Annotated in this window: 19 protein-coding genes and 1 pseudogene; 7 read left to right on the top strand and 13 right to left on the bottom strand. The window is 55.7% G+C overall.

The genetic code is table 11. The features are described from left to right. Positions 1-20 precede the first annotated feature (20 nt). Positions 21-611, top strand: coding sequence for a DnaA initiator-associating protein DiaA (gene diaA / locus DVA44_RS02925; RefSeq protein WP_032614385.1), 591 nt, complete (start codon positions 21-23; stop codon positions 609-611). A gap of 9 nt (positions 612-620) precedes the next feature. Further along, complete coding sequence (dolP, locus tag DVA44_RS02920) at positions 621-1,196, top strand: division/outer membrane stress-associated lipid-binding lipoprotein (RefSeq protein ID WP_114385682.1); 576 nt, start codon at positions 621-623, stop codon at positions 1,194-1,196. Between the two features lie 33 nt (positions 1,197-1,229). Here dolP and DVA44_RS02915 read toward each other — a convergent pair whose 3' ends face one another. Beyond that, the gene (locus tag DVA44_RS02915) at positions 1,230-1,874 is read right to left on the bottom strand and encodes an NAD(P)H-binding protein (protein WP_114316594.1); all 645 of its coding nucleotides are present in this window, start codon (positions 1,872-1,874) and stop codon (positions 1,230-1,232) included. Between the two features lie 126 nt (positions 1,875-2,000). Here DVA44_RS02915 and DVA44_RS02910 point away from each other — a divergent pair, with 126 nt between their 5' ends. Then, positions 2,001-2,519 carry a type 1 glutamine amidotransferase domain-containing protein gene (locus DVA44_RS02910; RefSeq protein WP_114385681.1) on the top strand — a complete coding sequence of 173 codons (519 nt, stop codon included), beginning with the start codon at positions 2,001-2,003 and terminating at the stop codon, positions 2,517-2,519. Here DVA44_RS02910 and DVA44_RS02905 read toward each other — a convergent pair. Further along, positions 2,505-2,933, bottom strand: a complete 429-nt coding sequence (locus DVA44_RS02905) for a YhbP family protein (RefSeq protein WP_114385680.1) — start codon at positions 2,931-2,933, stop codon at positions 2,505-2,507. The genes DVA44_RS02910 and DVA44_RS02905 overlap by 15 nt on opposite strands. Positions 2,934-2,947: 14 nt before the next feature. Between DVA44_RS02905 and DVA44_RS02900 the strand changes: the two are divergent. After that, positions 2,948-3,288: pseudogene (locus tag DVA44_RS02900) on the top strand (GIY-YIG nuclease family protein). Here the strand turns inward: DVA44_RS02900 and DVA44_RS02895 are convergent. Together DVA44_RS02895 and DVA44_RS02890 are read right to left on the bottom strand one after the other, a co-directional pair. Continuing rightward, complete coding sequence (locus tag DVA44_RS02895; RefSeq protein ID WP_114385679.1) at positions 3,275-3,778, bottom strand: GNAT family N-acetyltransferase; 504 nt, start codon at positions 3,776-3,778, stop codon at positions 3,275-3,277. The pseudogene DVA44_RS02900 and the gene DVA44_RS02895 overlap by 14 nt on opposite strands. Continuing rightward, a complete protein-coding gene (locus DVA44_RS02890; RefSeq protein WP_114385678.1) occupies positions 3,772-4,296 on the bottom strand; it encodes an SCP2 domain-containing protein in 525 nt (174 codons plus the stop codon). Before DVA44_RS02890 ends, DVA44_RS02895 begins: the two co-directional genes overlap by 7 nt. A 220-nt stretch (positions 4,297-4,516) precedes the next feature. On the opposite strand from DVA44_RS02890, the gene DVA44_RS02885 reads away from it, so the two are divergent. From DVA44_RS02885 to DVA44_RS02875, 3 genes are all read left to right on the top strand, one after another. Next, the gene (locus tag DVA44_RS02885) at positions 4,517-5,512 is read left to right on the top strand and encodes a peptidase U32 family protein (RefSeq protein ID WP_114385677.1); all 996 of its coding nucleotides are present in this window, start codon (positions 4,517-4,519) and stop codon (positions 5,510-5,512) included. 8 nt (positions 5,513-5,520) lie between these two features. Continuing rightward, the gene (locus DVA44_RS02880) at positions 5,521-6,399 is read left to right on the top strand and encodes a U32 family peptidase (protein ID WP_103824912.1); all 879 of its coding nucleotides are present in this window, start codon (positions 5,521-5,523) and stop codon (positions 6,397-6,399) included. Positions 6,400-6,477: 78 nt separating this feature from the next. After that, a complete protein-coding gene (locus tag DVA44_RS02875; RefSeq protein ID WP_114316591.1) occupies positions 6,478-7,485 on the top strand; it encodes a luciferase-like monooxygenase in 1,008 nt (335 codons plus the stop codon). 82 nt (positions 7,486-7,567) lie between these two features. Here the strand turns inward: DVA44_RS02875 and mtr are convergent, their stop codons facing one another. The 9 genes from mtr to infB form a co-directional block, all read right to left on the bottom strand. Next, positions 7,568-8,812 (bottom strand): tryptophan permease, encoded by a 1,245-nt coding sequence (gene mtr, locus DVA44_RS02870; RefSeq protein WP_114385676.1) that lies wholly within the window; start codon positions 8,810-8,812, stop codon positions 7,568-7,570. Between the two features lie 143 nt (positions 8,813-8,955). Beyond that, on the bottom strand, positions 8,956-10,854 hold the full coding sequence (locus DVA44_RS02865; RefSeq protein ID WP_114385675.1) for a DEAD/DEAH family ATP-dependent RNA helicase: 1,899 nt from the start codon (positions 10,852-10,854) through the stop codon (positions 8,956-8,958). Next, positions 10,847-10,927, bottom strand: a complete 81-nt coding sequence (gene yrbN / locus DVA44_RS26185) for a protein YrbN (protein ID WP_103177161.1) — start codon at positions 10,925-10,927, stop codon at positions 10,847-10,849. Before yrbN ends, DVA44_RS02865 begins: the two co-directional genes overlap by 8 nt. A 106-nt stretch (positions 10,928-11,033) precedes the next feature. Further along, positions 11,034-11,918 (bottom strand): lipoprotein NlpI, encoded by an 885-nt coding sequence (gene nlpI / locus DVA44_RS02855; RefSeq protein ID WP_103177162.1) that lies wholly within the window; start codon positions 11,916-11,918, stop codon positions 11,034-11,036. Between the two features lie 109 nt (positions 11,919-12,027). Further along, positions 12,028-14,160: a polyribonucleotide nucleotidyltransferase gene (gene pnp / locus DVA44_RS02850; protein ID WP_114385674.1), complete on the bottom strand. Its 2,133-nt coding sequence runs from the start codon at positions 14,158-14,160 to the stop codon at positions 12,028-12,030. 240 nt (positions 14,161-14,400) lie between these two features. Continuing rightward, positions 14,401-14,670, bottom strand: coding sequence for a 30S ribosomal protein S15 (gene rpsO / locus DVA44_RS02845; protein WP_032614416.1), 270 nt, complete (start codon positions 14,668-14,670; stop codon positions 14,401-14,403). Positions 14,671-14,822: 152 nt separating this feature from the next. After that, positions 14,823-15,767: a tRNA pseudouridine(55) synthase TruB gene (truB, locus tag DVA44_RS02840; RefSeq protein WP_103177164.1), complete on the bottom strand. Its 945-nt coding sequence runs from the start codon at positions 15,765-15,767 to the stop codon at positions 14,823-14,825. Next, positions 15,767-16,168: a 30S ribosome-binding factor RbfA gene (gene rbfA / locus DVA44_RS02835; RefSeq protein ID WP_103177165.1), complete on the bottom strand. Its 402-nt coding sequence runs from the start codon at positions 16,166-16,168 to the stop codon at positions 15,767-15,769. The genes truB and rbfA overlap by 1 nt, the downstream gene beginning before the upstream one ends. 101 nt (positions 16,169-16,269) lie before the next feature. After that, a complete protein-coding gene (infB, locus tag DVA44_RS02830) occupies positions 16,270-18,957 on the bottom strand; it encodes a translation initiation factor IF-2 (RefSeq protein ID WP_103824918.1) in 2,688 nt (895 codons plus the stop codon).

The raw sequence follows: 18,957 nt of genomic DNA, 5'->3' as shown, positions 1-18,957 counted from the left end.
TCAGATCGTTAAGGGATACCGTGCTCGAAAGAATTAAGGTTTGCTTCACGGAAAGCATTCAGACTCAGATTGCAGCAGCAGAAGCGCTGCCGGACGCCATCTCCCGCGCGGCAATGACGCTGGTTCAGTCCCTGCTTAACGGCAACAAAATTCTCTGTTGTGGTAATGGCACCTCGGCCGCCAACGCACAGCATTTTGCTGCCAGTATGATCAATCGTTTTGAGACAGAGCGCCCCAGTTTACCTGCCATTGCACTTAATACCGATAACGTGGTCTTAACGGCGATTGCCAACGATCGTCTTCATGATGAGATCTACGCCAAGCAGGTGCGCGCGTTAGGGCATGCCGGTGATGTCCTGCTGGCCATCTCCACGCGCGGCAACAGCCGCGACATCGTCAAGGCCGTGGAAGCGGCCGTCACGCGCGATATGACCATCGTTGCGCTGACCGGTTACGACGGCGGCGAGCTGGCGGGGCTGTTAGGTCCGCATGACGTCGAGATCCGTATTCCTTCCCACCGCAGCGCGCGCATTCAGGAGATGCATATGCTGACGGTGAACTGTTTATGCGATCTGATCGATAACACGCTTTTCCCTCACCAGGATGATTAAGGAGTAAACATGAAGGCACTTTCGCCCCTCGCAGTCCTTATTTCTGCGCTGCTGCTTCAGGGATGTGTGGCTGCAGCGGTAGTGGGTACCGCCGCTGTGAGCACCAAAGCCGCGACCGACCCGCGTACCGTGGGCACGCAGGTGGATGACGGCACCCTGGAGCTGCGCGTAAACAGTGCACTCTCCAAAGACCAACAGATTAAGAAAGAAGCGCGCATTAACGTTACGGCTTATCAGGGCAAGGTGTTACTGGCCGGACAGGCGCCGAATACCGAGCTTGCCTCCCGCGCGAAACAAATTGCGATGGGTGTAGAAGGGACGACCGAGGTATTTAACGAAATACGTCAGGGCCAGCCGATTGGCCTGGGTGCCGCCTCAAACGACACCTGGATCACCACTAAAGTGCGCTCCCAGTTGCTGGGTAGCGATCAGGTGAAATCCTCTAACGTGAAAGTGACCACCGAGAATGGCGAAGTATTCCTGCTCGGCCTGGTGACCGAGCGTGAAGGTAAAGCGGCGGCGGATATCGCCAGCCGGGTGAGCGGCGTGAAACACGTGACCACGGCCTTCACCTACATCAAATAATCTCCCCTGCCCTCTGCCGTTGGCAGAGGGCGCTCATCCTTCTCCCTGCGCCTGCTCCCTGATTTTCGCCGACGGAATAATATTGACCCCTGCCGGTGCTGCACCCAGCGCCTCCTGCAGCATGACCTGCGCCACATCCCGCGCCTCGACAGACTTCCAGTTGCCGGGCAGCAGGCTGAAAAGCGGGGAAAACAGCGACTCGCTGAAGCGATGCTTCTCCCGCTCCCCCAGCAGCATTGACGGTCGCACAATGGTCAACCGCTCCCACTTCTGGGCGATCAGGGCCTCTTCCATTTTGCCTTTCACCTTGTTGTAGAAGAACGGCGAATGCGCGTTAGCCCCCATGGCGCTCACGACCAGGAAATGCTTCGCCCCGAGTCGTTTGCCGGTCAGCGCAGTATCCACCACCAGCGTGTAATCGGCATGAATAAAGGCCTCTTTGCTGCCCGCCTCACGCCGGGTGGTGCCCAGACAGCAAAAGACGGTATCAACCGGATCCTGAACCTGTGCCAGCGCATCGGTCAGTTGTGGATCGTGGGGATTAAACACCCCTTCGATATCGCCCAGCGGGCGACGCGTCGGGGCGGCAATATAGTTGATTTTCCGCTCCTGAATTAGCATACGCAGCAGGTGCCCACCCACAAGGCCGGTCGCGCCGGTAATTAAAACCTGACTCATTACTCCTCCTTTGCAGATTAGTCCGTATGCGATTTCATGCCACTCAACCAAACTTAGTGGTCTGAACGTTAAGTATTTACCACAAGCTGGAAAAAAGCTGTCTGAAGCCAAAACAACGGAGGAAGCATGAGCAAGAAAATTGCGGTCTTGATTACCGACGAGTTTGAAGATTCAGAATTTACCTCACCTGCCGAGGCGTTTCGTAAAGCGGGCCATGAGGTGATCACCATTGAAAAAGAGGCAGGCAAAACGGTAAAAGGCCATAAGGGCGAGGCCAGCGTGACCATCGATAAAACCATCGATGAGGTGAGTCCGTCTGACTTTGACGCCCTGTTACTGCCGGGCGGGCACTCCCCGGACTCGTTACGCAGCGATACGCGTTTCGTGACCTTTACCCAGGACTTTGTCTCCAGCGGGAAACCGGTCTTTGCTATCTGCCACGGTCCGCAGCTGCTCATCAGCGCTGAGGTTGTGCGCGGACGTAAACTGACGGGCGTGAAGTCGATCGCCATCGATCTGAAAAACGCCGGGGCCGATTTTCACGATCAGGAGGTAGTCATCGATAACGATCAGCTGGTTACCAGCCGGACGCCAGAAGATCTTATCGCCTTTAACCGTGAGGCGTTGCGCTTACTCGGCGCGTAGCCAGTGATGTTTTTTGCCAAAGCCTAACGTGTTGTCAGTGAACTTCAGTTCATCCAGACGGATCTCCCATACCGGAGCTGGCATGGCAGCGGCAACCGGAAAGCGACGAAGATAGTGCTTGCGCATCACGTCGCTTTCCTCCCCTTCCAGACGACGAATCTCCCCTTTGAACTGCACCCCGCGGATTAACGCCACGGTTTTGGGCTGCCCGTTGACGGTGCCTGCAACTTTCGCCTGTTTGCCGCTCATCTGCGCATGACGGGTTTTGTCTTCGCTTAAGACGTAGAACGCGATGCGCTGCGGGTCATAATAGTAAAAGGCATTGGCACACCACAGCTCATCGTCATGGTGCACGCACCAGGTAACCACGTGCTGCTTCGCCAGCCAGCGGTTGATGGCGGCCAGAGTTTCCATTTCACTTCTCTCTCATGCTAAGGTGCACTCACCTTAACATACTGAATCTTTCGCCGTGTGCTGGTTTCTCTATCTTGTTCGAACTGCTGATAATGCACTCTATACGGGCATCACAACCGATGTGCCGCGCCGCTTCCTGCAACATCAAACGGGAAAAGGAGCGAAGGCGTTGAGGGGTAAAGGAGAGCTGACGCTGGCGTTTTCCGCCGTCGCAGGGGATCGCTCCCTGGCCCTCCGGCTGGAATATCGCATTAAACAGCTCACGAAGCGCCAGAAAGAGCGCCTCGTCAGCGGAGACGGGACATTTGAGGCGCTACGCGAGAGCCTGCAAAGGCCGCCGGTTAAAAGCTATTGAAGCGATCGTGGTATTCCACCAGGCCGCTCACGCCGTCAAGCGCATCGTCGGCCAGACGGTGGACCTGGAAAGCCGACTCGGTGCCCGGCCAGCGGCAACGCAGATCGTAATGTGCCGCTTTCTCGAAGCCTAAACGGCTGTAGAAATCCGGATCGCCCAGCGTCACGACCGCGGCGTAGCCAAACTCATTGAGTGAATCCAACCCTTCGTAGACCAGCTGGCGCGCCAGTCCCTGTCCGCGATAGTTTTCATCCACCGCCAGCGGCGCCATGCCAACCCACTGCAGCTCTTCGCCCTGCACGATGACCGGACTAAAGGCCACGTAGCCAACGACCTGACCTTCATCATCGGTGGCGACCAGACCCAGCGTAATCAGGCCGTCTTCACGAAGATCGTGAACCAGTTGCGCTTCACCTTCCCCTTCAAACGACCGGCGTAATAAGGCGTCAATACCCGGGGCATCGATGCCAATTTCTACTCGAATCAACATGGCTCACCTACAGAAGTGTGTTTACTTTCCGGCGGAGTTTTCAGACCCGCCTCGACAAAATCGGCCAGTTGCAACAGGGCCACGCGCAGCGGCTTCGGCATCTGTTCCAGTTCAATCGCATCCATCAGGTTTTTGACATACAGACCTAACTCGGTATCGCCTTCAATCACCAGACGGCGCTGGAAGAAGAGCGTGTCGGGATCCTGCTTGCGTGCCGCAATCATCAGCAGATCGCTGGCGTCAGCGCTGAAGCTGACATCCGCGTCGGCGGATTCGCGCACCACCAGCTGTTCATTTTCAACGGAGGTGTACCAGCGCAGACCAATATCGCGCACCTCGATACGTAACCAGCGCCCTTCGAGAAATTCCAGCTCGCCATCCGCCAGCGCCTGGCGGAATTGCCAGCTGAGCACCTGCTCCAGTACCTGACGCTTCAGGGCAAAGGGCGCAAGCTTAACCGGCACGCTCAGCAGCGACGGGCCAAATTGTACGAGACGTGAACGCAGTTTATCCAGCACAAGCAATACTCCTGATATCTATAGTCCTGATATTTTGCCATATCCAGTCGCCGGTATAGCGGGGTAAATCAACAAACTGACATCCGGCGTAACCCATTATTGGTGTCATCAATACGCCATTAGCTGCCTTAAATCAAAAATTGTCGCCGGATGGTTAATTAAAATCCCTGTTCGATAACAATTTTGCATCCCTCTGGGGCTGCGAACGTCAGGATAAATTATGGAGCTGCTCTGCCCTGCCGGGAACTTACCGGCGTTAAAGGCGGCCATCGAAAACGGCGCCGATGCGGTTTATATCGGGCTGAAGGACGATACCAATGCCCGTCACTTCGCTGGTCTCAATTTTACCGAGAAAAAACTGCAGGAAGCGGTGAGCTTCGTACATCTTCATCGCCGTAAACTGCATATCGCTATCAATACCTTTGCCCACCCCGACGGCTATCAACGCTGGCAGCGCGCGGTGGATATGGCGGCACAGCTGGGTGCCGACGCCCTGATACTGGCGGATCTCGCCATGCTGGAGTATGCCGCCGAACGCTATCCCCACATTGAGCGCCATGTCTCGGTACAGGCGTCTGCCACTAACGAAGAGGCCGTACGCTTTTATCATCGTAATTTTGAGGTGTCGCGCGTGGTGCTGCCGCGCGTACTCTCTATCCATCAGGTTAAGCAACTGGCGCGGGTCACGCCAGTTCCGCTGGAAGTTTTTGCCTTTGGCAGCCTGTGCATCATGGCTGAGGGGCGCTGCTACCTCTCTTCTTATCTCACCGGGGAATCGCCCAACACCGTAGGCGCCTGCTCCCCTGCCCGCTACGTGCGCTGGCAGCAAACCCCGCAGGGGCTGGAGTCGCGTCTGAACGAGGTGCTGATTGACCGCTATCAGGATGATGAAAACGCCGGCTATCCGACGCTGTGCAAAGGCCGCTATCTGGTGGATGGCGAGCGCTACCATGCGCTGGAGGAGCCCACCAGCCTGAACACCCTCGAACTGCTGCCGGAACTGCTGGCTGCCAACATCGCCTCGGTGAAAATTGAAGGACGCCAGCGCAGCCCGGCCTATGTCAGCCAGGTGGCAAAAGTGTGGCGCCAGGCGATCGATCGCTGCATGACAAATCCGCAGAGCTATACGCCAGAACCGGCGTGGATGGAGACGCTCGGCTCGATGTCCGAAGGCACGCAGACCACGCTGGGTGCGTATCACCGTAAATGGCAGTGAGATAAACCATGAAATATTCATTAGGACCGGTGCTCTATTACTGGTCGAAAGAGACGCTGGAAGACTTTTATCAGCAGGCCGCAACCAGCCAGGCGGATGTGATTTACCTCGGCGAGGCGGTGTGCAGTAAGCGTCGTGCCACAAAGGTGGGTGACTGGCTGGAGATGGCGAAAACCCTGGCCGACAGCGGAAAGCAGGTTGTGCTCTCTACGCTGGCGCTGGTTCAGGCCTCGTCAGAACTGAATGAGCTGAAGCGCTATGTGGAGAACGGTGAATTTCTGCTGGAGGCCAGCGACCTCGGCGTGGTGAACCTGTGCGCCGAGCGCAAACTGCCGTTTGTCGCCGGGCATGCGCTGAACTGCTACAACGCCGTGACGCTGCGTCTGCTGCTCAAACAGGGGATGACGCGCTGGTGTATGCCGGTGGAACTCTCCCGTGACTGGCTGGTGAATATCCTGGCGCAGTGCGACGAGCTGGGGATCCGCAATCAGTTTGAAGTGGAAGTGCTCAGCTACGGGCATCTGCCGCTGGCTTACTCCGCCCGCTGCTTTACCGCGCGTTCAGAGAATCTGCCGAAAGATGAGTGCGAAACCTGCTGCATCAAATACCCCAACGGACGCAGCATGCTGTCGCAGGAGAATCAGCAGGTGTTTGTCCTCAACGGCATTCAGACCATGAGCGGCTACGTTTACAACCTCGGCAACGAACTGGCCTCAATGAAAGGGCTGGTGGATATGGTACGTCTGTCGCCGCTGGGCACCGAAACTTTCGCCATGATCGACGCCTTCCGCGCCAATGAAAATGGTGCTGCCCCGCTGCCGCTGACGGCGAACAGCGAGTGCAACGGCTACTGGCGACGTCTCGCCGGGCTGGAGCTGCAGGACTAAAAAAGGCTCACTTTGTTAACAACGACTGTAAAATTTTAATGCACTATTAAAGATTCACCGTCGACAAAGTGAGCTGCTATGACTGATAAATCCATTCCGTTTTCGGTGCTGGACCTGGCGCCGATCCCTGAAGGCTCCTCGGCAAGGGAAGCCTTTACCCACTCACTGGATCTCGCCCGCCTGGCTGAACAGCGCGGCTATCATCGCTACTGGCTGGCGGAACACCACAACATGGTCGGAATTGCCAGCGCCGCCACCTCAGTGCTGCTCGGCTATCTGGCGGCGAATACCACGACGCTGCATTTAGGCTCGGGCGGCGTGATGCTGCCTAACCATTCGCCGCTGGTTATTGCCGAGCAGTTTGGTACTCTCAACACCCTCTATCCGGGCCGTATCGATCTGGGACTGGGCCGTGCACCGGGCAGCGATCAGCCGACCATGCGCGCCCTGCGTCGCCATATGAGCGGTGACATCGATAACTTCCCCCGTGACGTGCTTGAACTGGTGGAGTGGTTTGATGCCCGTGACCCGAATCCGCAGGTTCGCCCGGTGCCGGGCTATGGCGAGCAGATCCCGGTGTGGCTGTTAGGCTCCAGCCTCTACAGCGCCCAGTTGGCCGCGCAGCTGGGCCTGCCGTTTGCCTTCGCCTCGCACTTTGCGCCGGATATGCTGCACCAGGCGTTGCATCTCTATCGCACCCACTTTAAGCCTTCGGCGCGGCTGGAAAAACCGTATGCGATGGTGTGCATCAACATCATTGCCGCTGACAGCAACCGCGATGCGGAATTTCTGTTTACCTCCATGCAGCAGGCCTTTATGAAGCTGCGCCGCGGCGAGACGGGGCAACTGCCACCGCCGGTGGAGAATATGCATCAGCTATGGTCGGCGTCAGAACAGTATGGCGTGCAGCAGGCGTTAAGCATGTCGCTGGTAGGGGATAAAGCGAAGGTGCGTCACGGGCTGGAAGCGGTGCTGCGTGAGACGCAGGCTGATGAGATCATGGTCAACGGCCAGATCTTCGATCACCAGGCGCGTCTGCATTCGTTCGATCTGGCGATGCAGGTGAAAGAGGAGTTGGTGGGGTAGTTTTTTGCCGGGCGGCGCTGCGCTTGCCCGGCCTACTCCATCCCTGTAGGCCCGGTAAGCGAAGCGCCACCGGGCAATATGTTCACTGATATACAGGCAGCAGATTAAAGCTCGACAGCGCGTGGACTACTGCGTTGCCGATACCAAAGATCAGGATCAGCGCAATCATCGGCTTGCCGCCCCAGACGCGGAATTTTGGACTACCGAAGCGCTTACGTGATTTACGCGCCAGCAGCGCCGGAACAATCGCCGCCCAGATCGTTGCCGCCAGCCCCGCATAGCCAATGGCATACAGGAAACCGTTCGGCCACAGCAGGCCACCAATGACCGGCGGCAGGAAGGTCAGCAGCGCGGTTTTCAGACGCCCCAGCGCAGAGTCATCAAAGCCACAGAGATCGGCCAGATAGTCAAACAGCCCCAGGGTCACGCCGAGGAACGAGCTCGCCACGGCGAAGTTGGAGAAGATCACCAGCAGCAGATCCAGACTGCGGCTGTTGAGTACGCCACTCAGCGCCTGCACCAGCACATCAATATTCCCGCCCTTCTGCGCAATGCCGATGAATTCCGGACGCGGAATGTTACCCATCGTCCCCAGCAGCCAGATCACATACAGACCCAACGCCAGCAGCGTGCCGTAAACCAGGCAGCGGGTGATGGTGCGTGGATCTTTGCCGTAATACTTCATCAGGCTCGGCACATTACCGTGATAGCCAAACGACGCCAGACAGAACGGCAGGGTCATCAGCAGGTACGGTGAATACGAGGTGTTGCTCTGCGCCACGTTAAACAGCGTGGCGGGCGTAACATGCCCCAACAAGCTGCCGAAGGTCAGGAAAAAGGTGATGACCTTAGCGCCCAGCACAATGGCCGTCATCCGGCTCACCGCTTTGGTACTCATCCAGACGATAAATGCCACGCCAAGGGCGAAGGCAAAACCTGCCAGGCGCGCCGGGACGTTCAGAGACATCTCTGCAAAGGTGTGATGCAGAATCGAACCGCTCGCCGAGATATAGGCGTAGGTCAGGATATAGAGCACAAAGGCAATGGAGATACCGTTGACGATATTCCAGCGCTTGCCCAGCAGGTCGCGGGTGATGGTGTCAAAGCTCGACCCAATGCGGTAGTTGAGGTTAGCTTCGAGGATCATCAGCCCGGAGTGCAGCATACAGAACCAGGTGAAGACCAGCGCCGCCAGCGACCAGAAGAACCACGCCCCGGACATGACCACCGGCAGGGAGAACATCCCCGCACCTATGATGGTGCCGCCGATGATCACCACACCGCCGAGCAGTGAAGGTGACGTTTGGGTGGTGGTTAGTGTCGCCATACAGCCTTTTCTCCAGTCAATAATTTGGGACCTGCATCTTAATGTGCTGCACTGTACCAGTACAATAGTACAAAAGAAATAAAAAAAGCCCCGATAAAAATATCGGGGCTGTATATTTTACTTTACGCTACAGGGCGTGAAGATTACGCGTCACGACGACGAACCGGGCCATCTTCACGACGTGGGCCACGGCTTTCACGACGCTCACCGCTGAAACGACCTGCACCTGGTGCAGCCCCTTCACGACGAGAACCACGACCGCCTTCACGACGCTCGCCACCGAAGCTGCGGCCACCGCCACGACGTTCGCCGCCACGGTCCGGACGCGGCTGAGCATCGCCCAGCAGCTGCATGTTCATCGGCTTGTTCAGGATGCGGGTACGGGTAAAGTGCTGCAGAACCTCGCCCGGCATACCTTTTGGCAGTTCGATGGTGGAGTGGGTACCGAACAGCTTGATGTTACCGATGTAACGGCTGCTGATGTCGCCTTCGTTAGCGATCGCGCCAACGATATGACGAACTTCAACACCATCATCACGGCCCACTTCAATGCGGTACAGTTCCATTTCGCCAGCGTCACGACGTTCGCGACGTGGACGATCTTCACCACCACGCTCTGGACGGTCGCCACGTGGGCCACGATCGTTGCGGTCGCCACGACGTTCGAAACGATCGTCACGGTCACGGAACTCACGCTTAGGACGCATCGGTGCATCTGGCGGCACGATCAGAGAACGTTCGCCCTGCGCCATCTTCAGCAGTGCAGCGGCCAGCGTTTCGATATCCAGCTCTTCGCCTTCGGCGGTCGGCTGGATCTGCGTCAGCAGCGCACGGTACTGATCCAGATCGCTGCTCTCCAGCTGCTGCTGGACTTTCGCGGCGAATTTTTCCAGACGGCGTTTGCCCAGCAGCTCTGCGTTTGGCAGGTCTGCTTCTGGAATGGTCAGCTTCATGGTGCGTTCGATGTTACGCAGCAGACGACGCTCGCGGTTCTCAACGAACAGCAGCGCACGGCCCGCACGACCTGCACGACCGGTACGGCCAATACGGTGAACGTAAGACTCGGAGTCCATCGGGATGTCGTAGTTAACAACCAGGCTGATACGTTCAACGTCTAGACCACGTGCTGCCACGTCGGTTGCAATCAGGATATCCAGACGACCGTCTTTCAGACGCTCCAGCGTCTGCTCACGCAGCGCCTGGTTCATGTCGCCGTTCAGCGCTGCGCTGTTGTAGCCGCTACGCTCCAGGGCTTCTGCCACTTCCAGGGTCGCATTTTTGGTACGAACGAAGATGATCGCCGCATCAAAATCTTCTGCTTCCAGGAAACGCACCAGCGCTTCATTTTTACGCATACCGTACACAGACCAGTAGCTCTGGCTGATGTCCGGGCGAGTGGTCACGCTGGACTGGATGCGCACTTCCTGCGGCTCTTTCATGAAGCGGCGGGTAATGCGACGGATCGCTTCCGGCATGGTTGCAGAGAACAGAGCGGTCTGATGACCTTCCGGGATCTGCGCCATAATGGTTTCTACGTCTTCGATGAAGCCCATGCGGAGCATTTCGTCAGCTTCATCCAGTACCAGACCGCTCAGTTTAGAGAGATCCAGCGTACCGCGTTTCAGGTGATCCAGCAGACGACCCGGCGTACCGACGACAATCTGTGGACCCTGACGCAGGGCGCGTAACTGCACGTCATAACGCTGGCCGCCGTACAGAGCAACCACGTTTACGCCGCGCATGTGTTTAGAGAATTCAGTCATAGCTTCCGCCACCTGAACAGCCAGTTCACGGGTCGGAGCCAGTACGAGGATCTGCGGTGCACGCAGGTCCGGGTCAATGTTATTCAGCAGCGGCAGCGAGAACGCTGCGGTTTTACCGCTACCAGTCTGGGCCATGCCCAGCACGTCACGACCAGAGAGCAGATGTGGGATACATTCTGCCTGGATCGGAGATGGTTTTTCGTAACCCAGATCGTTAAGGGCTTCAAGGATAGGAGCCTTCAGGCCCAGATCTGCAAAAGTGGTTTCGAATTCAGCCATGTAGTACGAGTGCCTCAATGTCAATGGCGGCCAGTCTACATAACTTATCGTGAAAATTTTCGGTAATTTTCATTGAAAGTGTGAACCGGCTCAAAGTAGGTGTATTGACGAACAACAACGCCCTCACCAGTAAAGGTGATGGCAATCAAAAGATTACGGGCTGATGTTTATGTCGTCAGCTATTGCTGGTCCGATTCTGCCAGGTCGTCATGCTCCTGGCCCAAGAGCGATAATTCCAACAATGCATAACGGTGCTCAACGTAGTTGTGTACGTTGTTAGCAACCGCTAATTTGAACAGTGCCGTAGCGCTGTCCGTATCCCCCAGACTTAGGTAGTACTTACCTAAATAGAAGTTGGTTTCACTGAGATGCTCAGCGAGCGAGGTGTTATCCGTTGCGTCCGCCTTCAGGCGTTCCATCAGCGTTGCTTCGCTAATGTCGCCCAGGTAGAACTCGACAATATTCCATCCCCACTGTTCCTTGTCCGATTTGTCGAAGCGTTGTTTTAACGCATCTTTAGCCTGCTTTTCGTCGAGCTTCTGCTCAACAATGAAAAGCCACAGACTACGGAAAGGATCGTTAGGATCGTCTTGATAAAACGCCAGCAGATCATCTTGCGCTAACTTGTCACGACCGCCGTAATACAATGCGATACCGCGATTCAAGTGCGCGTAGTTGTAAGTTGGATCAAGCTCAAGTACAGAATCAAACGCTTCATAGGCAGCATCAAAATTGCCTGCCTGCGTTAAATAAATGCCTAAGTAATTGAATACTTCAGGCATATCCGGTCGGATCGCCAACGCTTGTGAAAAATCATTTCGCGCCAGTGCCCTCAGACCGAGACTATCATACAACACTCCGCGCTCATATAAAAGCTGTGCGCGTTCGTCATCGGTTAAAGCCCGACTGGCAAGAATTTGTTCCATGCGTGCCAGAATCACTTCCTGCTGCAAAGTCGGTTGCAGTGGCACTGCGAGGACTTCACTTTTACGCCAGGCAGAGTTGCTGCATCCTGCCAGCGTCAAAGCTGTCGCAACGAAACACCAGCGCAGAAAAGGCTTCATTTCCCACTCCCGAAGACAACAATTGGATGAACGTCCTGTCCCCCGGCTGCTAACAAGGCGTCCTGCCTGATAACAAGCCCCCCGCTTGCACGGGGGGCAAACGGCAACCTTACTCGCCCTGTTCGCCAGCCGGAGCTTCCGGCGCAGCGGCAGACGACTGCTCGGTCGCTTCTTTAATGCTCAGACGGATACGGCCCTGACGGTCAACTTCGAGAACTTTAACCGGCACTTCCTGACCCATCTGCAGGTAGTCGGTCACTTTCTCAACGCGCTTGTCAGCGATCTGAGAGATGTGTACCAGACCTTCTTTACCGCCACCGATGGCAACGAATGCGCCAAAGTCAACGATACGGGTCACTTTACCATTGTAGACACGGCCCACTTCGATCTCGGCAGTGATCTCTTCGATACGACGGATAGCGTATTTCGCTTTCTCGCCGTCGGTCGCTGCGATCTTCACAGTACCGTCATCTTCGATTTCGATGGTAGTGCCAGTCTCTTCGGTCAGAGCACGGATAACAGAACCGCCTTTACCGATAACATCTTTGATCTTGTCCGGGCTGATCTTAATGGTGTGGATACGTGGAGCGAACTGAGAAATGTCGCCACGTGGCGCGTTGATCGCCTGTTCCATCACGCTCAGGATGTGCAGACGTGCACCTTTAGCCTGGTTCAGCGCAACCTGCATGATCTCTTTGGTGATGCCTTCAATTTTGATATCCATCTGCAGGGCAGAGATACCTTCGCGGGAACCCGCGACTTTGAAGTCCATGTCACCCAAGTGATCTTCGTCGCCCAGGATGTCAGACAGAACAACGAAGTTGTCGCCTTCTTTCACCAGACCCATTGCGATACCCGCAACGGCCGCTTTCACCGGTACGCCCGCATCCATCAGTGCCAGAGAAGCACCGCACACGGAAGCCATAGAAGAAGAACCGTTAGATTCGGTGATTTCAGAAACCACACGAACGGTGTACGGGAATTTATCAGCATCTGGCATCACAGCCAGTACGCCGCGCTTCGCCAGACGACCGTGACCAATTTCACGACGCTTCGGCGAGCCAACCATACCGGTTTCACCTACGGAGTACGGAGGGAAGTTGTAGTGGAACAGGAAGCTGTCAGTGCGCTCGCCCATCAGTTCGTCGATGTTCTGTGCGTCACGGGCAGTACCCAGGGTTGCGGTAACCAGCGCCTGCGTTTCACCACGGGTGAACAGCGCGGAACCGTGAGTACGTGGCAGTACGCCAGTACGCACATCCAGACCACGGATCATATCTTTTTCACGGCCATCGATACGCGGCTCGCCTGCCAGAACGCGGCTACGAACAACGTTTTTCTCGATAGCGTGCAGGATTTCGCCGAGCTCGTTAGCGTCCAGGGACTCATCTTCTGCCACCAGCGTAGCGATGGTTTCAGATTTGATCGCGTCAACCTGGGTATAACGCTCTTGCTTGTCGGTGATGCGGTAAGCATCGCTCAGACGCGCTTCGGCCAGGGCTGCAACGCGTGCATTCAGCGCGTCGTTTGCCGCTTCTGGCTGCCAGTCCCAACGAGGTTTACCGGCTTCTTTCACCAGGTCGTTGATGTTCTGGATAACGATCTGCTGCTGATCGTGGCCAAAGACCACCGCGCCCAGCATCTGGTCTTCGCTCAGCAGTTCTGCTTCGGATTCAACCATCAGTACCGCAGCTTCGGTACCGGCAACAACCAGGTCCAGCTTGCTTGACTTCAGCTCATCCTGAGTTGGGTTCAGAACGTACTGGTCATTGATGTAACCCACGCGCGCAGCACCGATAGGACCGTTGAATGGAATACCAGACAGGGAGAGGGCTGCGGATGCGCCGATCATCGCAACGATGTCCGGGTTAACCTGTGGGTTAACGGAAACAACGGTCGCGATAACCTGAACTTCGTTAACGAAGCCTTCCGGGAAGAGCGGACGAACCGGGCGGTCAATCAGACGCGCGATCAGGGTTTCGCCTTCGCTTGGACGGCCTTCACGACGGAAGAAACCACCCGGGATTTTACCGGCAGCGTAAGTACGCTCCTGGTAGTTTACGGTCAGTGGGAAGAAGTCCTGACCTGGTTTAGCTTTTTTCTGGCCAACCACGGTTACGAATACCGCGGTGTCATCCATGCTTACCATAACAGCAGCAGTAGCCTGACGTGCCATCATGCCGGTTTCCAGCGTAACGGTATGTTGACCGTACTGGAATTTACGAACGATCGGATTCAGCAAGATTCTGTCCTTTCTTAAATGAATGACAGCACACCAAAGGCGTGCTGACTTTTACCGGACCTTCTTCGCATCCTCGCGACTAATGACAACCGACACCCCCATGGGTGAAGCCTCTCATTAGCCGCGCGAACCTCTGCAATGAAGATCATTTATAGCAACAATACATTAGTTTCCAGTGAATTGCTGCGGTCTGGTTGAAAAAAGGGGCCATAAGGCCCCCTTTTCTGAAACTCGCAAGACTTAGCGACGCAGGCCCAGACGCTCGATCAGCGCGGTGTAGCGTGCAACATCTTTACGTTTCAGGTAGTCGAGCAGTTTACGACGCTGAGAAACCATGCGCAGCAGACCACGACGGCTGTGGTGATCTTTTTTATGCTCTGCAAAGTGACCCTGCAGGTGGTTAATCTGTGCAGTCAGCAGTGCAACCTGAACTTCGGTAGAACCGCTGTCGTTAGCATCACGACCAAACTCAGAAACGATTTTAGCTTTAGCTTCAACGCTTAGAGACATTTTAAAACTCCAAAATTTAAAGAATGAAAGGAAGCCGATCTCTAATTCAGCTTTCCCATGTATAACGTATGCCAATTGTTAAACAATTTACCAGACGTTAAGCCGCAATATTCTACCCGCCTCCCCTGCTTATCGCAAGGCAAGGCGTCAGCTTATGCCGGATATTCAACCACCAGACGGCGTGGGGCAACACGACCTTCGTCGTCGATTTCACCCATCCCGATGAAGGTGTTGTCATCCCCTTCCGTAACGCGCACCAGCCCTTGTGCCGGGACATTCGTCGTACGCACCGGGTTGCCGTTTTTAAAGTAAACGGAGGAGGTCAACGGCAGATTGACAACCGGATAGTCCGAAGCAGGACTGTCCATTGGCATCAGTAAGGGGTCAAGCAGATCCGCCGCCTCTGTGCCCTGCTCCTGCGCCTGGTCCACCAGCGCCTGCAGCTGCTCCAGCGTCACCATACGTTCAGCCGGGTACTTGCTGACTGCCAGACGGCGCAGATAAATAACGTGCGCGCCACAGCCCAGCTTCTCACCCAGATCGTCGATGATGGTGCGGATATAGGTGCCTTTTGAGCAATGCACTTCCAGCTCCAGCTCATCGCCTTCGTGACGAATGAACAGCAGCTCATAGACCGTAATCGGACGGGCCTCGCGTGGCACCTCAATTCCCTGACGCGCATACTCGTAGAGCTTTTTGCCTTGGTACTTCAGTGCCGAGTACATGGACGGCACCTGTTGGGTATCGCCACGGAAGCTCTCGAGCGCGGCATCAAGCTGTTCGCTGCTGAACGTCACCGGACGCTCTTCGACGACCTGACCATCAGCATCGGAAGTGTCCGTGCGCTGGCCAAGCTTGGCAATCACGCGGTAGCGTTTGTCCGAATCCAGCAGATATTGGGAAAACTTGGTCGCTTCACCCAGACAAATCGGCAGCATACCGGTCGCCAGCGGATCCAGCGCCCCGGTGTGCCCCGCGCGGTTGGCGTTATATATACGCTTTACTTTTTGCAGCACGTCGTTGCTGGATGCACCCTGCGGTTTATCCAGCAGCAGCACGCCGTGCACGTCGCGACCGCGACGACGAGGACGACTCATCAGTCCTCCTTTTTATCGTCCGGGTTCACACGACGCTCATCATCCTGCTTCACCACGCTGGTGACCAGGTTGGACATGCGCATCCCTTCGACCAGCGAGTTGTCGTAGAAGAAGGTCAGCTCTGGCACGATACGCAGGCGCATCGCTTTGCCAAGCAGAGAGCGGATGAAACCAGAGGCTTCCTGCAGCGCTTTAATACCGTTCTTAACCGCGTCTTCGTCCTGGTCATTCAGGAATGTCACGAACACTTTGGCATACGCCAGGTCGCGGGACATTTCAACGCCAGACACGGTGGTCATCATCCCCAGGCGCGGGTCTTTGATTTCGCGCTGAAGGATGATTGCGATCTCTTTTTGCATCTCCTGAGCCACGCGCTGCGGGCGACCAAATTCTTTCGCCATAATAAATTCTCCAGACAAAAAAGGGGCCAAAGCCCCTTTTGAAATTTAATGCCGGGTGGCGCGAGGCGATCCCGGCCTACAATCGGCAATCTTAGCGAAGATTACGCGATAGTGCGTTGGATCTCGATGATCTCGAACACTTCGATCATATCGCCAACGCGAACGTCGTTGTAGTTCTTAACGCCGATACCACATTCCATGCCGTTACGGACTTCGTTAACGTCATCTTTGAAGCGGCGCAGGGATTCCAGCTCGCCTTCGTAGATAACCACGTTGTCACGCAGTACGCGGATTGGGTTGTGACGCTTGATGTTACCCTCGGTAACCATACAGCCCGCGATCGCACCGAATTTCGGTGATTTGAACACGTCACGCACTTCAGCCAGACCGATGATCTGCTGTTTCAGTTCCGGAGACAGCATACCGCTCATTGCCGCTTTCACTTCGTCGATCAGGTTATAGATGACGGAGTAGTAACGCAGATCCAGGCTTTCCGCTTCGATCACGCGACGCGCAGAGGCATCAGCACGCACGTTGAAGCCAACCAGAATCGCGTTGGACGCTGCAGCCAGGGTTGCGTCGGTTTCGGTGATACCACCTACGCCGGAACCGATAATCTTCACCTTCACTTCGTCGGTAGAGAGTTTCAGTAAAGAGTCGGAGATTGCTTCCACAGAACCCTGAACGTCGGCCTTCAGAACCACGTTCACTTCGTGAACTTCGCCTTCGGTCATGTTGGCGAACATGTTCTCGAGTTTAGATTTCTGCTGACGAGCCAGCTTAACTTCACGGAATTTGCCCTGACGGTACAGCGCAACTTCACGTGCTTTCTTCTCGTCACGAACAACGGTCACTTCATCACCGGCAGCCGGAACACCGGACAGACCCAGGATTTCCACAGGAATGGATGGACCTGCTTCCAGCACTTCGCGACCCAGTTCGTCACGCATTGCACGAACACGGCCATATTCGAAGCCACACAGCACGATGTCGCCTTTGTTCAGGGTACCTTCACGTACCAGAACGGTCGCAACCGGGCCACGGCCTTTATCCAGGAAGGATTCGATTACCGCACCGCTCGCCATACCATTGCGAACCGCTTTCAGCTCCAGAACTTCAGCCTGCAGCAGGATAGCGTTCAGCAGGTCATCGATACCGGTACCCACTTTTGCAGAAACCGGGATGAACTGAGACTCACCGCCCCACTCTTCCGGCATAACACCGTACTGGGACAGTTCGTTTTTAACGCGATCCATGTCCGCTTCTGGCTTATCGATTTTGTTCACTGCAACAACCAGAGGCACCTGCGCCGCTTTCGCGTGCTGGATAGCTTCGATGGTCTGTGGCATTACGCCATCGTCTGCTGCGACAACCAGAACAACGATATCCGTTGCCTGAGCACCACGTGCACGCATGGAGGTAAACGCTGCGTGGCCCGGGGTATCCAGGAAGGTGATCATCCCGTTATCGGTTTCTACATGGTATGCACCGATGTGCTGGGTAATGCCGCCTGCTTCGCCGGAGGCAACTTTCGTAGAACGAATGTAGTCCAGCAGAGAGGTTTTACCGTGGTCAACGTGACCCATGATGGTCACAACCGGTGCACGCGGCTCAGCTGCTGCGCCAGTGTCACGGTCGCTCATTACCGCTTCTTCCAGCTCGTTTTCACGACGCAGGATAACTTTGTGGCCCATCTCTTCGGCAACCAGCTGTGCGGTTTCCTGGTCGATAACCTGGTTGATGGTCGCCATTGCGCCCAGCTTCATCATCGCTTTGATGACCTGGGAGCCTTTAACCGCCATCTTGTTAGCCAGATCGCCAACGGTGATGGTTTCGCCGATCACAACGTCACGGTTAACAGCCTGCGCTGGCTTCTGGAAGCCCTGCTGCAGAGCGGAACCTTTACGCTTGCCGCCTTTACCACCGCGTACGGCAGCACGTGCTTCTTCACGGTCAGCTTTAGATTCGGCGTGCTTGTTGCCTTTTTTGGCTGGACGCGCGGCTTTTGCACTGCGCGTGCGGCCACGACCACCTTCAACTTCACGGTCGTTGTCATCTTCTGCCTGACGCGCGTGCTGGGAGGTGGTGACGTGATAGTCGCTGGTGTCTTCGGACGGTTCAGCGGCATTCACACCGTTTTTCTCGTTCTCTTCTGCCATACGGCGCGCTTCTTCAGCAACGCGACGGGCTTCTTCTTCAAGCTTGCGACGGGCTTCTTCTTCCGCTTTACGCTTCAGCTCGGCTGCTTCATTTTCACGACGGGCTTTTTCTGCCTGGGCGTTTTTGGTCATATCGTCAGTCTGTTGATTGCTCACTTTGTCTTTTTCCGCAGCGTCGCGCTTCGCTTTTTCAGCGGCGTCACGTTTCGCTTTTTCTGCGGCCTCACGTTCAGCTTTTAATACTGCCTCACGTTTGGCGTTTTCTTCTGCCTCACGCTGGGCTTGCTCTTCCGCTTCACGCTGTGCCTGCTCTTCCGCAGCGAGGCGTTCTGCCTCTTGCGGATCACGTTTTACAAAGGTGCGCGTCTTGCGGACTTCGATTTGTACCGATTTACTTTTTCCACCGGTACCTGGAATGTTTAACGTGCTACGCGTTTTGCGCTGCAGCGTTAACTTGTCAGGCGTTGAACCATGTTCACGGTTCAGATGCGTTAACAAGGTTTGTTTTTCTTGCGCGGTCACCGAGTCATCAGCGGACTTCGGGATCCCTGCATCAGCAAATTGCTGTACCAGGCGATCCACGGAGGTCTGAATCTCAGCAGCCAGCGTTTTTACAGTTACATCAGTCAT

The sequence above is a fragment of the Leclercia sp. W17 genome, from assembly GCF_003336325.1.
GTDB lineage: Bacteria > Pseudomonadota > Gammaproteobacteria > Enterobacterales > Enterobacteriaceae > Enterobacter.
This window is presented reverse-complemented; position numbering and strand designations above follow the sequence as displayed.

What these genes read in the sequence shown, in the direction of transcription:
- dolP (WP_114385682.1), top strand. Translation starts at nt 621, where the DNA reads ATGAAGGCACTTTCGCCCCTCGCAGTCCTTATTTCTGCGCTGCTGCTT.
- DVA44_RS02915 (WP_114316594.1), bottom strand. Translation starts at nt 1,874, where the DNA reads ATGAGTCAGGTTTTAATTACCGGCGCGACCGGCCTTGTGGGTGGGCAC.
- DVA44_RS02910 (WP_114385681.1), top strand. Translation starts at nt 2,001, where the DNA reads ATGAGCAAGAAAATTGCGGTCTTGATTACCGACGAGTTTGAAGATTCA.
- DVA44_RS02905 (WP_114385680.1), bottom strand. Translation starts at nt 2,933, where the DNA reads ATGGAAACTCTGGCCGCCATCAACCGCTGGCTGGCGAAGCAGCACGTG.
- DVA44_RS02895 (WP_114385679.1), bottom strand. Translation starts at nt 3,778, where the DNA reads ATGTTGATTCGAGTAGAAATTGGCATCGATGCCCCGGGTATTGACGCC.
- DVA44_RS02885 (WP_114385677.1), top strand. Translation starts at nt 4,517, where the DNA reads ATGGAGCTGCTCTGCCCTGCCGGGAACTTACCGGCGTTAAAGGCGGCC.
- DVA44_RS02880 (WP_103824912.1), top strand. Translation starts at nt 5,521, where the DNA reads ATGAAATATTCATTAGGACCGGTGCTCTATTACTGGTCGAAAGAGACG.
- DVA44_RS02875 (WP_114316591.1), top strand. Translation starts at nt 6,478, where the DNA reads ATGACTGATAAATCCATTCCGTTTTCGGTGCTGGACCTGGCGCCGATC.
- mtr (WP_114385676.1), bottom strand. Translation starts at nt 8,812, where the DNA reads ATGGCGACACTAACCACCACCCAAACGTCACCTTCACTGCTCGGCGGT.
- DVA44_RS02865 (WP_114385675.1), bottom strand. Translation starts at nt 10,854, where the DNA reads ATGGCTGAATTCGAAACCACTTTTGCAGATCTGGGCCTGAAGGCTCCT.
- yrbN (WP_103177161.1), bottom strand. Translation starts at nt 10,927, where the DNA reads ATGAAAATTACCGAAAATTTTCACGATAAGTTATGTAGACTGGCCGCC.
- nlpI (WP_103177162.1), bottom strand. Translation starts at nt 11,918, where the DNA reads ATGAAGCCTTTTCTGCGCTGGTGTTTCGTTGCGACAGCTTTGACGCTG.
- rpsO (WP_032614416.1), bottom strand. Translation starts at nt 14,670, where the DNA reads ATGTCTCTAAGCGTTGAAGCTAAAGCTAAAATCGTTTCTGAGTTTGGT.
- truB (WP_103177164.1), bottom strand. Translation starts at nt 15,767, where the DNA reads ATGAGTCGTCCTCGTCGTCGCGGTCGCGACGTGCACGGCGTGCTGCTG.
- rbfA (WP_103177165.1), bottom strand. Translation starts at nt 16,168, where the DNA reads ATGGCGAAAGAATTTGGTCGCCCGCAGCGCGTGGCTCAGGAGATGCAA.
- infB (WP_103824918.1), bottom strand. Translation starts at nt 18,957, where the DNA reads ATGACTGATGTAACTGTAAAAACGCTGGCTGCTGAGATTCAGACCTCC.